The sequence below is a fragment of the Streptomyces sp. P6-2-1 genome (genome assembly GCF_050613165.1).
Taxonomy (GTDB): Bacteria; Actinomycetota; Actinomycetes; order Streptomycetales; family Streptomycetaceae; genus Streptomyces.
In genome coordinates this window covers 4,509,184-4,523,866 of sequence record NZ_CP192513.1, presented here as the reverse complement: position 1 = coordinate 4,523,866, position 14,683 = coordinate 4,509,184, and the positions used below count along the sequence as shown (strand labels likewise).

The 14,683-nt window shown below is 73.6% G+C and carries 6 protein-coding genes; 4 read left to right on the top strand and 2 right to left on the bottom strand.

Annotated elements, in window-relative coordinates; all coding sequences use genetic code 11:
* Nucleotides 1–86 precede the first annotated feature (86 nt).
* The 4 genes from ACQYWQ_RS19450 to ACQYWQ_RS19435 all read left to right on the top strand — a co-directional run bounded on the left by ACQYWQ_RS19450 (nt 87) and on the right by ACQYWQ_RS19435 (nt 6,179).
* A complete protein-coding gene (locus ACQYWQ_RS19450; protein ID WP_431036195.1) occupies nt 87–1,079 on the top strand; it encodes an ABC transporter permease in 993 nt (330 codons plus the stop codon).
* Nucleotides 1,072–1,980 (top strand): ABC transporter ATP-binding protein, encoded by a 909-nt coding sequence (locus tag ACQYWQ_RS19445; RefSeq protein WP_431036194.1) that lies wholly within the window; start codon nt 1,072–1,074, stop codon nt 1,978–1,980. Before ACQYWQ_RS19450 ends, ACQYWQ_RS19445 begins: the two co-directional genes overlap by 8 nt.
* Nucleotides 1,981–2,202: 222 nt before the next feature.
* Entirely contained in the window at nt 2,203–4,458 is a 2,256-nt protein-coding gene (locus ACQYWQ_RS19440) for a CDP-glycerol glycerophosphotransferase family protein (protein ID WP_431036192.1), read from the top strand.
* Nucleotides 4,455–6,179: a glycosyltransferase family 2 protein gene (locus ACQYWQ_RS19435; protein WP_431036191.1), complete on the top strand. Its 1,725-nt coding sequence runs from the start codon at nt 4,455–4,457 to the stop codon at nt 6,177–6,179. The genes ACQYWQ_RS19440 and ACQYWQ_RS19435 overlap by 4 nt, the downstream gene beginning before the upstream one ends.
* Nucleotides 6,180–6,245: 66 nt before the next feature.
* On the opposite strand, the gene ACQYWQ_RS19430 is transcribed toward ACQYWQ_RS19435, so the two are convergent.
* Both ACQYWQ_RS19430 and ACQYWQ_RS19425 read right to left on the bottom strand, forming a co-directional pair.
* Entirely contained in the window at nt 6,246–11,216 is a 4,971-nt protein-coding gene (locus ACQYWQ_RS19430) for an NAD-glutamate dehydrogenase (protein WP_431036190.1), read from the bottom strand.
* Nucleotides 11,217–12,176: 960 nt separating this feature from the next.
* Nucleotides 12,177–14,531, bottom strand: coding sequence for an ATP-binding protein (locus ACQYWQ_RS19425; protein ID WP_431036189.1), 2,355 nt, complete (start codon nt 14,529–14,531; stop codon nt 12,177–12,179).
* Between the last annotated feature and the right edge of the window lie 152 nt (nt 14,532–14,683).

Below are 14,683 nucleotides of genomic sequence, written 5' to 3'. Positions count from 1 at the left end.
ACCTAGGCTGCGCTGCGACGATACGGTTGCGTTCCGACGTAACGGTACCTACGACGTACCGACGTCCCCCAGCGAAGGCGGCGCGTGTGAGCCAGGTTCTCGATCCCCTCCCCCCACGGCAGGAGCCCCCGCGGGGCCCGAAGGCGTCCGGGACCCGTGCCGCCGCGGCGGCGGGCCCCGGCGCGGGTCCCGGAGCCCTTCCCGACGCGGAGCTGAGCGGCGCCCAGCTCGCCGCCCGCTACGGCCTCTCGGTCAGCGGCGCGCGGCCCCCGCTCACGGAGTACGTGCGGCAGCTGTGGGGCAGGCGGCACTTCATCCTCGCCTTCTCGACCGCGAAGCTGACCGCGCAGTACAGCCAGGCGAAGCTCGGCCAGCTGTGGCAGGTCATGACGCCGCTCCTCAACGCGGGCGTCTACCTGCTGATCTTCGGGCTGCTGCTCGGCACCAGCCGGGGCGTGCCCGACTTCGTGCCCTTCCTCGTGACCGGCGTCTTCGTCTTCACCTTCACGCAGTCCTGCGCGATGGCGGGGACCCGCGCGATCTCGGGGAACCTCGGTCTCGTCCGCGCGCTGCACTTCCCGCGCGCCTCGCTGCCGATCTCGTTCACGCTCCAGCAGCTCCAGCAGCTCCTGTACTCGATGGTCGCGCTCGTCGTGATCCTGCTCGCCTTCGGCGTGTGGCCGCGGCCGTCCTGGGTGCTCGTGGTGCCCGCGCTGCTGCTCCAGTTCGTCTTCAACACCGGGCTCGCGCTGACGCTCGCGCGCGTCGGCGCGAAGACCCCCGACGTCGCGCAGCTCATGCCGTTCATCACGCGTACCTGGATGTACACCTCCGGCGTGATGTTCAGCCTTTCCCACATGCTCGCCAAGCACGACCTGCCGAGCTGGGTGCACACGGTCCTCCAGTGCAACCCGACCGCCGTGTTCATCGATCTCATGCGCTTCGCGCTCATCGACAGCTTCCACTCCGACCAGCTCCCGCCCCACGTCTGGGCCGTCGCCCTCGGCTGGGCGCTGCTGAGCGGCCTCGGCGGCTTCGTCTACTTCTGGAAGGCCGAGGAGAGGTACGGACGTGGCTGAGACGCGTACGCAGAAGAACGGCGGCGCCACCCCCGCGCCGGCCGCCGCGACCCCCGCGGACGCCGCACCCGCACCCGCGGGCGCCGTCCCCGCCCCCGCGGACGCCGCACCCGCGTCCGCACCCGCTGACGCCGCCCCCGCGGCATCGCGCCGCCCCACCGTCATCGTCGAGAACGTCGACATCGTCTACCGCGTCAACGGCGCCAAGGGCGGTCGCGGCTCGGCGACCGCGGCGCTGAGCCGGCTCGTACGGCGTCAGGGACCGGGCGGGCGGCAGGTGCACGCCGTGCGGAACGTGTCGTTCACGGCGTGGCGCGGCGAGGCGATCGGGCTCATCGGCAGCAACGGCTCGGGCAAGTCGACGCTGCTCAAGGCCATCGCCGGTCTGCTGCCCGTCGAGTCGGGCCACATCTACACGGACGGGCAGCCCTCGCTCCTCGGCGTCAACGCGGCACTCATGAACGACCTCACGGGCGAGCGGAACATCGAGCTGGGCGGCCTCGCGATGGGCATGAGCCGCGACGAGGTGCGCGCGCGGGCACCGCAGATCATCGAGTTCTCGGGGATCAACGAGAAGGGTGATTTCGCGACCATGCCGATGCGCACGTACTCCTCGGGCATGGCGGCGCGGCTGCGCTTCTCGATCGCGGCCGTCAAGGACCACGACGTCCTGCTCGTCGACGAGGCGCTCGCGACGGGGGACGCGAGCTTCCGCAAGCGCTCCGAGGCGCGCATCAGGCAGCTGCGCGAGCAGGCGGGCACCGTGTTCCTCGTGAGCCACAGCAACAAGTCGATCCGCGACACGTGCGAGCGGGCGCTGTGGCTGGAGCACGGGGAGCTGCGGATGGACGGCCCCACGGCGGAGGTCCTGCGGGAGTACGAGAAGTTCTCGGCGCGCTGAGGGGCGGCGGGCCCCACGCGCCCACGGGGCCCACGCGCCCACCGGCCCCACGCGCCCGCGGGCCCCGCGGCAGCCCCACGCGCCCACCGGCCCGCGGGGCCCCTCCCGCACGCCCCGCCCCGCCCCTCCCGCGAGCCGCCCGCCACCCGAACAGTGCATACCGCAGGAAACCGCCCCTTTCCGGACGCACACTGGCCTGTGCCGAGGGAAAGGGGCCCCACCGTGCCACCACGTGTCACCGTCATCGTTCACGGACCCGATGTCCGTGGTTCCTTCGCCGAGTGCCTGGCCGGGGTGCTGCGCCAGCTCCCGGCTCCGGGGCGGGACGGCGACAGGGAGCCCGGGGCCGAGATCGTCGTCGTGCCGACGGACGCGGAGGCGCGCGAGGCGACCGCGCACGCCGCCGCGCGGGACGGGCGGCTCCTCGTCGTCGAGGTCCCCGACGCCACGCCCGCTCCGGAGGCGCGCGCGGTGGGGGCGCGGCGGGCGGGCGGCGAGTGGCTGCAATTCCTCGCGGGCAAGGACAGGCTCCCCGCGGGGAGCCTGCACGCGCTGACGGGCGCGATCCAGCTCTGCTCGGTCCCCGCGGGCCGCCACCACGCCGAAGTGATCCTCCTCAACCACGTGCGCTCGACGTGGTCCACCGACGGCGCCCCCTCGCCCGACGGCCCCCTCCTGGACAAGGCGGGGCACAGCCCGCTCCCCCTCGTGACGTTCCCCGGGCTGCTCCGCCTCGCGCCCCTGCTCGGCACGCGGCTCGTGCGGGCCTCGTTCTGGCGCGCCCACGAGGAGGTGCTGACGGCGGGGAACGCGCTGTACACGGCGTACGCGCTGCCGCTCCTCGCCGACCGCGTCGCGTGCAGCGACCAGCTCGCGCTCGACGTGCGCGCCCAGCGCACCGCGACGCTCCCGCCGCCCGCCGCTGACGGCCCCGAAGGCCGCGTCGAGCCGTACGTGGCCGCGTACCGTCTCCTGGAGACCTCGCCGGCGACCGCGCCGCTGCGCCGCACGCTCTACGACCTCATGACGCAGGACTGGCTGCGGATCATCGCGCGCGAACAGCGGGGCAACGACCGGGAGTTCTTCTTCGCCGCCGCCGAGGCCGCACGCGCCTGCAAGCCGGAGGGGCACCGGGCGCCCGAGGGCATCGACGGGGTGCGGCAGAAGCTGCTCGAAGCGGGCTCGTACGAGAGGTACGTGCGGCTCGCCGAGTTCAACGACCGGCGCAGGCACTGGCGTTCGCTGGCGCAGAAGCAGAAGCGGGCGCTCGGCGCGAAGGTCCGCGCGCACCGGAGCCGCACGGCCCGCAGGGCACCGCTCGACCCGGACCTCGCGGTCTTCACCGCGTACTGGAACAGGGGCGTGACGTGCAACCCCGGCGCGATCGCCGCGAAGCTCGCCGAACTCGCCCCGCACATCAAGCCGGTGTGGGTCAGCGGGCGCGCGCGCGTGCCGCTGCTCCCGCCGGGCACCGAGTACGTCGTGCCCGGCACGCCCCGCTACCAGGAGGCGATGAGCCGCGCCACCTACCTCGTCAACAACGTCAACTTCCCGACGGGCTGGGAGAAGCGCCCCGGGCAGCTCCACCTCCAGACCCACCACGGGACACCGCTCAAGCGCATGGGCCTGGACCAGATGCCCTACCCGGCGGCCGCGCACGGCCTGGACTTCCGGCAGTTGCTGCGCCGCGTCGACAAGTGGGACTACAGCCTCACGTCGAACCGTCACTCGACGCTCATGTGGCGGCACGCCTACCCCTCGGGGTACGCCGAGCTGGAGTACGGCTACCCGCGCAACGACATCTACTACGCGGCCGGCGCGGACCTGGTGCGGACCGTGCGGGCGCGGCTCGGCATCGCGCCCGGGGTGCGTGCCGTGCTCTACGCGCCCACGCACCGCGACTACGAGAGCGAGTGGCACCCCAGGCTCGACCTCGCACGGCTCACCGAACGCCTCGGCCCCGACACGGTGCTGCTCGTGCGCGGGCACTACTTCTACTCCTCGGGCCCGAGCGACCTCGCCGGGCTGCGCGCGACCCGCAGGGTGCTCGACGTCTCCGCGTACGAGCCGGTCGAGGAACTGGCCCTCGCCGCCGACGCGCTCGTCACGGACTACTCCTCGATCATGTTCGACTACGCGCACCTGGACCGCCCGGTCGTGGTCTACGCCGACGACTGGGAGATCTACCGGGCCACGCGCGGCGTCTACTTCGACCTCATGGAAGGCCCCCCGGGCGCGGTCGCCCGCACCGAGGACGAACTGACCGAGATCCTCGCGGGCGAGGCGTGGCGCGACGCCGCCGCGCACGCGGCGCGTGCCGCCTTCCGCGAGCGGTTCTGCGCCTTCGACGACGGGCACGCCGCCGAACGCGTCGTGCGGCGCGTGTTCCTGGGCGCCCCGGAGGCCGCGCTCCCGCCCGTGGTGCCGCTCGCGGCACGCACCCCCGCCCCCACGCCCGAGGAGGCCGTGTCCGCATGACCGCGACTCCGACGACCGAACAGAAGAAGGCCCCCTCCGCCGCGGCGACGGCGGCATCGCCACCGCCCCCCGACGTCACCGTCGTCGTCATCGCCTACAACGACGCCGACCGGCTCCCGCGCGCCGTGCGCAGCGTCCTCGCGCAGACCCACCGCGCCCTGGAGGTCGTCATCAGCGACGACCACTCCACCGACACGACCCCCGAAGTCGCACGCTCCCTCGCCGCCGCCGACCCGCGCGTGCGCTTCCTGCGGCTGCCCGAGAACAGCGGCGGGTGCAGCGCGCCGCGCAACCGGGCGCTGGACATCGCCGCGGCCCCGTACGTGATGTTCCTCGACAGCGACGACGAACTCCCGCCCGACGCCGTCGCGAAGCTCCTCGCCGCGCACCGGGCGCGGGAGGTCGACTTCGTGATGGGCGCGGTGCGCAGGGTCCGCGTCGACACGGGCACGTCCTCCCTGTGGATGCCCCACCTGGTGACCGAGCGGCGCACCGTCGAGGGCATCGACCAGGAGCCGGAACTCCTCTTCGAGCACCTGTCGACGTCGAAGATGTACGCGCGCGCCTTCCTCGACCGCGCCGGACTCCGCTTCCCGGAGGGCATCCACTACGAGGACCAGCTGTTCTCGGCGCAGGCGTACTGCCTCGCGCGCGCCTTCACCGTCATCCCCGAGCCGGTGTACGTGTGGTACATCGAGCCGTACGCGGCCGCGGGGAGCGCCTCGATCTCCAACCAGCGCGACCGCCTGGAGAACGTGGCCGACCGCATCCATGTCCAGCGCCTCATCGACGAGTTCCTGGAGACGAGCGGACACGGCGCGATCCGCCCGGAGAAGGACTACAAGTTCCTCAAGCACGACTTCCGCATGTACGCGGGCGACTTGCCCCGCAGGGACCCGGAATGGCTCGCCGGCTTCGCCGGGCTGGTCACCCCGTACCTCGACACGCTCGCCCCGGAGGCGTACGCGCGGCTGCCCCGCACCGAGCGCGTCGTCCTGCGGCTCGTACGGGACGGGCGCCTCGAAGAGGCCCAGCGGGCCGCGCGCGGCCTCGGCCTGCCCGTGGGGCCCCGGCACGTGAGCCACGACGAGCGGGGGCACGTGTACTGGGGCGAGCCGCTGCCGGAGTCGCGGGAGGCACGCACGGAGCTGGACCTGAGCGAGGAGGGCGTCGAGGCGGGCCCGCTCTCGGCCGCGCTCTTCCGGCACGAGGTGCGCGACCTGGAGACGGGCCCCGGCACGGTGCTGCGGTTCACGGTGCGCACGTACGACCCGCTCCTGCGGCTCCCCGTGGGGCCGCAGGTCGCGCGGCTCGCGGTCGCGCCCGGCGGCAGGCGGTACGAGGTCGCCTTCCGCATCGACCCGGTGCTGCCCGGCGTCTTCGAGGGCCGCGTGCGCTTCGACCCGGGGCAGGCGCCGCTGCCCGTACAGGGCTTCGACGGGGTCCGCCACCCCGTGGTCGAACTGCGGCAGGGGCGGGGCCGCCACACCGCGCCGCTCCTGGGCCCGCTCGGCTTCCCCCCCGTCTCGTCCCGCCCCCGCGCGTACGGCGGCACCGTCGAGCACGTCGTGACGGTCTCGCCCGAGGCGGCGGGCACGGCGCGGATCGAGGTCCGCTGGCGCCCCGCGGGCCCCACGGCGAAGCTCGGCCCCCTGGCGGGCCGCCTGAGCCGGTCGGTGGTGTCCAGGGCGGCGAAGGTGATCCGGGGGGCGCTGCGCTGACACGCGGGACGACCGAGGGCGGCCTCCGCGCGGGAGACCGCCCTCTGCCACGTCCCGCCGACTGCCTCAGCCGTGCGCCCGCAGCAGCGTGCGCATCGTGCGCATCGCCACCGACAGGTTGGCCAGGTCGAAGCTGTCGCTGCTCTGGATCTCCTCCAGGGTCGCCCGGGCACGCGTCAGGATCGGCGCGTTCTTGCCCGCCCACACCTCGAAACGCCGCTCCGGGCTGTCGCCGGGCTCGCCCGCGGCGAGGATGTCCTGCGTGAGGCCCGCGTGGGCCGCGTACAGGTCCTCGCGGATCGAGGCGCGCGCCATCGACTGCCAGCGGTCCGCGCGCGGGAGTTCGATGATGCGGTCCATGAGCTGCGTGACCCCGAGCCGGTCGGCGACGTCGTAGAAGACCTCGGCGACGGCGAGCGGCTCGCTGCCCGTGCGCCCGGCGACGGCGACGATGTCGAGCGCGGGGAAGACCGAGGAGAAGCCCGCGACGCGCGCGGCCAGTTCCTCGGGCACGCCCTCGTCGGTCAGCTCCTTCAGGATCGACCCGTACCACTCGGCGTCCGCGCCGCGCAGCAGCTCGGGCAGCCGCTCCCACACCGCGCGCACGTCGTCGCGGAAGGCCTCGACGGTCTCGGCGAGCTGGAGCGGCTGCGGCCGGTTGTTGAGCAGCCAGCGCGTGCCGCGCTCGACGAGGCGGCGGCTGTGCAGCCTGACCCGGGTGAGGACGGCGGCGGGCACCTCGTTGTCGAGCTGCTCGACGGTGTCCCACACGGCGGCGAGGCCGAAGATCTCGCGTGCGACGAGCTGCGCGCGCACGATCTCCTCCAGCGAGGCGCCGGTCTCCTCGCGCAGGCGGTGCAGGAAGGAGATGCCGCCGGAGTTGACCGTGTCGTTGACGAGGACGGTCGTGATGATCTCGCGGTGCAGGGCGTGCGCCTCGATCTGCTCCGCGTACCGCTCGCGGACCTCCTCGGGGAAGTACGCGAAGAGCAGCCGGCGCAGGTAGGGGTCGTCGGGCAGCGAGGTGCCGATGAGTTCCTGGGCCGCGGTGATCTTCGTGTACGCGAGGAGCACGGCGAGTTCCGGCTGGGCGAGCCCGCGGCCGGAGTTGAGCAGTTCGCGCACCTGCCGGTCGCCCGGCAGGAATTCGAGCGCCCTGTCGAGGTCGCCGTCCTTGACGAGGCGGCGCATGAGGCGCTGGTGGGCGTGGAGCAGGCTCGGCGCCTCGGCCTGGGCGTTGGCGAGTGCCACGTTCTGCGCGTAGTTGTTGCGCAGCACGAGGCGGCCGACCTCGTCGGTCATGCTCGCGAGGAGTTCGTTGCGCTGCTTGACGGTCATGTCGCCGCTCTGGACGACGGCGTTGAGCAGGATCTTGATGTTGACCTCGTGGTCGGAGGTGTCCACACCGGCGCTGTTGTCGATCGCGTCGGTGTTGATCCTGCCGCCGTCGCCGCCGTTGCCGAGGCGTGCGAACTCGATGCGCCCGAGCTGGGTGAGCCCGAGGTTGCCGCCCTCGCCGACGACCTGCGCGCGCACGTCGGCGCCGTTGACGCGGATCGCGTCGTTCGCCTTGTCCCCGACCTCCGCGTCGCTCTCGGTGCTCGCCTTGACGTACGTGCCGATGCCGCCGTTCCACAGCAGGTCGACGGGGGCCTGGAGGATGGCGCGCATCAACTCGGCCGGGGTGAGCTTCGCGACGCCGTCGTCGATGCCGAGCGCGCGCCGGATGTGCGCGTTGACGGGGATCGACTTGGCGGTACGCGGGAAGACGCCGCCGCCCGCGGAGAGCAGCCGCGTGTCGTAGTCGGCCCACGAGGAGCGGGGCAGCTCGAAGAGGCGGCGGCGCTCGGCGTACGAGGTCGCGGCGTCGGGCTCGGGGTCGATGAAGATGTGCCGGTGGTCGAAGGCGGCGACGAGGCGGATGTGCTCCGAGAGCAGCATCCCGTTGCCGAAGACGTCCCCGGACATGTCGCCGACGCCCACGACGCGGAAGTCCTCGGTCTGCGTGTCGTGGCCCAGCTCGCGGAAGTGCCGCTTGACGGACTCCCAGGCGCCGCGCGCCGTGATGCCCATGCCCTTGTGGTCGTACCCCGCCGAGCCGCCGGAGGCGAAGGCGTCGCCCAGCCAGAAGCCGTAGGACTCGGCGACCCCGTTGGCGATGTCCGAGAAGGTCGCCGTGCCCTTGTCGGCCGCGACGACGAGGTACGTGTCGTCCCCGTCGTGGCGCACGACGCGCTCCGGCGGGACGACCTTGCCGCCGACGAGGTTGTCGGTGATGTCGAGGAGCGCCGAGATGAAGGTCTTGTAGGCGGCGACGCCCTCGGCCATCCACGCGTCGCGGTCGGCGGCCGGGTCCGGGAGCTGCTTCGCGACGAAGCCGCCCTTCGCGCCGACCGGCACGATGACCGTGTTCTTGACCATCTGCGCCTTGACGAGGCCCAGGATCTCGGTGCGGAAGTCCTCGCGCCTGTCCGACCAGCGCAGGCCACCGCGCGCGACCTTCCCGAAGCGCAGGTGCACGCCTTCGACGCGCGGCGAGTACACCCAGATCTCGTACGCGGGCCGCGGCGCGGGCAGGTCGGGGATGGCCTGCGGGTCGAACTTCATCGACACGTAGGCGTGCGGCTGCCCGTCCGTCCCGCGCTGGAAGTAGTTCGTCCTGAGCGTCGCCTTGATGACGGTGAGGAAGCTGCGCAGGATGCGGTCCTCGTCGAGCGAGGCGACCGAGTCGAGCGCGCCGTCCAGCTCTTCGAGCAGTCCGTCGATCAGCTCGGTCCCCGCGCTCAGGCGCTCGGGCGACAGGCGCGCCTCGAAGAGCGAGACGAGCAGGCGGGTCGTGTGGATGTTGGTGCGGAGGGTGTCCTCCATGTAGTCCTGGCTGAACGTCGCGCCCGCCTGCCGCAGGTACTTGGCGTACGCGCGCAGGACCATCGCCTGCCGCCAGGTGAGCCCGGCGCCGAGGACGAGGGCGTTGAAACCGTCGTTCTCCGCCCTGCCGCTCCACACCGCGCCGAAGGCCTGCTGGAAGCGCTCGCGCGCGTCCTCGCCGAGCGGCTCGCTGCTGCCCTCGGGCATCCGCAGGCCGAAGTCGTAGATCCACGCCGTCGTACGGTCCGCGCAGCGCAGCTCGTACGGGCGCTCGTCGACGACCTCGACGCCGAGCCTGGTCAGCACCGGGAGGACCGACGAGAGCGAGATCTCGCCGCCGAGCCGGTAGATCTTGAAGCGCTTCTGGCGCGGGGCCGCGCCGAGCGGCTCGTAGAGCGAGAGCGCCGAGGACTCCGCGCCCTCACCGGCGCGCAGGCCCTCCAGGTGGGCGAGGTCGGCGACGGCGGCGCGCGGCGAGTGGTCGGCCTTGTAGCCCTCGGGGAAGGCGTGCCCGTAGGTGCGGAGCAGCGCGGCGGCGCGTTCCTCGCCGAACTCCTCGCGCAGCGCCTCGCCGAAGCCGTCGTGCCACGAGCGCGTCGCGTCGATGAGGCGCTGCTCGATGCGCGCGGCCTCGCCGTCGCTGAGGTCGGGGACCTCGGTGCCCGGCGCGACGCGGACGACGAAGTGCAGCCTGGAGAGGATGGATTCGGTGTTCCAGGCGGTGAAGTCGACGGTGACGCCGCCCAGTTCCTCCTTGAGGATGTCGATGACCCGCAGCCGCACCTCGGTCGTGTAGAGGTCGCGGGGCAGGTAGACGAGCGCGGAGTAGTAGCGCCCGTAGACGTCCTTGCGCAGGTAGAGCCGCAGGCGGCGGCGCTCCTGGAGGTAGAGCACGGAGGTGACGACGGGGAGGAGTTCCTCGGGGGTCGTCTGGAACAGCTCGTCGCGCGGGTAGGTCTCCAGGATCTGGAGCAGGTCGCGGCCGTCGTGGCTGTTCGGGGTGACCCCGGCGGCGCGCAGGACCTCGTCGACCTTGCGGCGGACGACGGGGACGCGCTTGACGGACTCGGTGTAGGCGGCCGAGGAGAAGAGGCCGAGGAAGCGGCGCTCGCCGACGACCTCGCCGTTCTCGTTGAACTTCTTGACGCCCACGTAGTCGAGGTAGCTGCGGCGGTGGACCGTCGCGCGGCTGTTCGCCTTGGTGAGGACGAGGAGCGTGTGCTCGCGGGCCTTCGCGCGCGCGTCGGCGGGGAGGCGGCCGAAGCTCGGGCTGACGGGGTGTTCCTCGGCGGTGTCGTGGTGCGGGTCGGAGCGCAGGATGCCGAGCCCGGTCCCGGCCACGGGGGCGAGGGCGTCGTCGGCGACGAGGTCGTACTCGCGGTAGCCGAGGAAGGTGAAGTGGTCGGCGGAGAGCCAGCGCAGCAGCTCGCGGGCCTCCTGCACCTCCTGGTCCCTGAGCCCGGCGGCCGCGGGCCCCTTCGGGAACTCCTGGGGGAGGTGGTCGGCGATGCGCTGCGCCGAGTCGCGCATCTTGTCCCAGTCCTCGACGGCCTCGCGGACGTCGGAGAGGACGCGGAGCAGGTCCGTGGTGATCTGTTCGAGGTCGGCGCGGTCGCTCTCGCGGTCGATCTCGACGTGAATCCACGACTCGGTGAGCAGGTCGTGCGAGGACTCGGCGGGCGGCTCGGGGAAGACCTCGATGAGCTTGCCCGTCAGGTCGCGGCGGACCGTGAGCTGGGGGTGCACGACGGCGTGGATGCCGCGGCCCTGCCGGGACAGCTCGTTGGTCACGGAGTCCACGAGGAAGGGCATGTCGTCGGTGACGACCTCGACCACCGAGTGCGGGGACGACCAGCCGTTCTCGTCGACGGTCGGCGTGTGCACCCGCACCTTCGCGGTGCCCTGCGGGCGCTCGGCCGCGAGCTTGAGGTGGGCCATCGCCGCGCCGTAGAGGTCGTCGGGCTCACGGCCCTCGACGTCCTCGGGGGCGGTGTGCCGGTAGTAGCGCTGGAGGTAGGTGAGAACGCGGGCGCTCTCGAAACCGGGAGTCCCGGGCGAGATGCCGGCCGGAACGGAGATCGGCGGTTGGCCGCCCGTCGTCGGGTTCTCAGCGAGTCGGGCCGCCTGTTCGAGCAGCTCGTCCTTGGCATCGTCCAGCTTGGTCCGCATGATCCTCTGGCTCCTGTCGCGCGCCGTTGCGTGACGTAGAAGGAAGGTGGCGGCGGCACGGTTCTTCGGTGCCGCCCGAAACACGGGGCGGGGTACCGCGACGCCCGTCGCGCGCCGGTTCCGTGCTGCCGGTATCCGTGCCCTCGGCGGCCGAAGCGGCCGCCTCCGGCTGCGCGCCGTACCCGCGCGGTCGCTCAGCGGCGCCCGGGGCACGGAGTGCGTGCGCCGGACGAAGGGCGGGGGCCACGATGCCCGCACGGCCTATCGCGCTGATCACGGACCCAGGCTAACGCCCCCCGCGGGGCCCGCGTCATGAGCCGTATGTGTACAAATCACAGGCGTGGACTTTGACGCGACGCACAGCGCGCCGCATCTCCCTTGTCACGTAAGGCCGCTGCCGTTCCGCAGGCCCCGGCAGGCCCCCGACCAGGGCATCCCGCGAATTTGCGCGCTTCTTACCGCCCCGACACACAAGGCCGTCGAGTGTGACGCGAAAGACACCGAACCGGGGCGCGCCGACAGGCCGGCTGTCCCACCGACGAGGACAGCCGGCCCCCACACGCCCACCGGAGAAGGGCCCGGAGGAGGCCCCGGAGACGGAGCGCGGAACGGGGGAACCGGAACGCCCCGCCCCCGGCCTCCGGACCCTCCCGGTCCGTCCGGCGACGCCCCTCGATTCTTCCGGCGGGAGCGGGCGGATCGGGCAGGTACCGGCGGAAATAGGTAGGGGCGGACCGCTTTTAGGTATACGTACGCAAGGCACGCCCCACCCGATGCGCCCCTGGCACCCCGTCAGCCGCCCGGCCGCCACCCGCCGCGCACGCGTCCGCGAGACGGCTGGGCCCGCGAGACGCCCCGTCAGCGCCTGGGGCCCCTGCGCGAGGAGCCTGGGGGCCCCTGTGCGAGGAGGGGGCACCGCCCGCGCCCGCCAGACGCCCAGACGCCCAGGCCCCCGCCCCCTCACGCCCCCGCGAGTGCCGCCCCCACCGCCGCCCGCGAGCCCACCCCCAGCTTCGCGAGGATGTGTTCCACGTGGGCGTCCGCCGTCCGCTTCGAGATGACGAGCCGCTCCGCGATCTCCCGGTTCGACAAGCCCTCGGCGACCAGTCCGGCCACCTCCCGCTCCCGCCGCGTCAGCGCCTGGGCGCCGCGCCCCGCCCGCCGTCGCCTGACGCCCGGCAGGTCCGCGTCCGCGCGCAGCGCGCCGAGCACCTCGGCCGCCGTGAGCCGCCCGCCCGCCTCGTACCCGCTCCGGTACGCGTCCGCGTCCAGCCCGGCACGGAGCGCGGCCCGGCTCGCCTCGTGCCACGCCTGGAGCGGCGGCAGTACGGAGACGGGGTCGCCGCCCACCTTCCGTGCCCCCTCGCTCCAGCCGAGCAGCCACGCGGCCCGTGCCCACCGCGCCCGCCGCACCGCGACCCAGGTCAGCCCCATCCCCGCTATCCCCGACAGCTGCGACTCGCCGATCTCGGCGCACGCCTCCAGCGCCGCGAGCCAGTCGGCCTCCGCCGCGTCCACCCCGGCACCGGGCGCCACCCCCGCGCCGTCGGCGCCCTGCTCGGCGAGCCAGTGCGCGGCGCCCCGTACGACCAGCGCCGCCGCGCGCAACTGGCACTCGCCGGGCGCGTGCGCGGCGAGGTGCCCGAGGATGTGGTCGCACATCGCGCGCGCCCGCTCCGTCTCACCGAGCACGGCCCACACGATCGCCTCCTCGTGGTAGATCATCGCGATCCCGAGCCCGTCCCCGCGCGCGTCGAACTCGGCGCGCAGGCGCGCCATCGTCTCCAGCGTCCCCTCCGCCTCACCGCTCAGCAGTCGCGTCCCCGCGAGGTGCCCCTCCGCGTACCTGGCCACGTCCTCGTACCCGTAGCGCCGCGCCTCGGCGAGACACCGCGTCAGCCGCTCGGCCGCGAGCGGGAGATCGCCCGTCCACAGCCCGAAGGACCCCGAGCCGAGCAGCGCCCAGGCACGTGCCTCCCTGCCGACGGGCTCCCGCGGGTTCTCGGGGACGAGCGCGAGGCCCTTGTCGAGCCAGTAGTGGCCCTCGGAGATCGCCGCGCGCGCCCGCCAGTACGGCCACAGGTGCGCGGCGAGCAACAGCCCGGTGCTCGCGCGCTCCCGGCTCGCGAGGGCGAGGCCGAGGGCGGCGCGCAGGTGCGGGATCTCCTCGTGCACGGTGCGGTGCAGCGCGGGCTGCTCGGAGCTGAGGAGCCGCGTGTGCAGCCGCGCGGCGAGGGCCGCGTAGTACGTGAGGAAACGGTCCCGCAGTGCGTCGGCCCCGGCGTCGTCGGTGAGCCGCCCGGCCCCGTACTCGCGCAGCGTGTCGAGCATCCGGTAGCGCCCACCGCCCGCTCCCGGGCGCTGCACGACGGACTTGTCGACGAGCCCGATGAGGTGCCGGAACACGTCCCGCGCGGGCAGCCCACCGCTCTCGTCCCCGTCCCCGTCCCCGCACACCGCCTCGGCGGCCTCCGGTGTGAAGGGCCCGTCGAAGACCGAGAGCCGCGCCCACAGCAACCGCTCGGCGGGGGTGCACAGCTCGTAGGACCAGTCGACGGCGGTACGGAGCGTCTGGTGCCTGGTCAGCGCGGTGCGGCGCCCGCCGGTCAGGACGTGGAAACGGTCGTCGACGCGGTCGAGCAGCTGGTCGAGCGGGGCCGCGCGCAGCCGTACGGCGGCGAGTTCGAGCGCGAGCGGGATGCCGTCGAGACGGCGTACGAGTGCCCGCACCCGCGCCGCGTCCGCCCCGCGCGCCGCGAAACCGGGCGAGGCGTCGGCGGCGCGCTGGGCGAAGAGCGCGACGGCGTCGTCCTCGTCGAGCGGCGCGAGCGTGCGGCAGTGCTCGCCCGGGACGTCGAGGGGCTGGCGGCTCGTCGCGAGAACGCTCACGCCGGGCGCCTCGCGCAGCACGAGATCGGCGAGCGCGGCGCAGGCGTCGAGCAGGTGTTCGCAGGTGTCGAGGACGACGAGCGCCTGACGCTCGCGCAGGTGTGCGATCACGGCGTCGAGCGCGGGACGCCCCGAGGGCTCGTACGCCGCCGACGCGGGCCCTTCCTGCGCGCTGGACTCCGGCAGCCCGAGCACCGTGGCGAGCGTCGCGGGCAGCAGCTCGGGATCACGCAGGGCCGACAGCTCGGCGAGCCACACCCCGTCGGGATACCGCTCCCTGGCCCCTGCGGCGACCCGCAGCGCGGTCCGGCTCTTCCCCACCCCACCAGGTCCGATGACGGTCAGCAAGCGCACTCCGCCCAGCACGTCCCCCAGCTCGGCGACCTCCCGCTCCCGCCCCACGAACCGCGTCACCTCAACCGGCAACCCGCCCCGCCGCCCCTGCCCGAAGCCACCGCGCACGCCCCGCCCCCATCCCCCGAACCCCGAACCGCCACCGGCCGGCACCACCTGCACCCACCCCAGCGTACGCATGGGGGTGCGGAGGGTGAGGGGCTGAGGGGGAGGGAGGGGGGAGG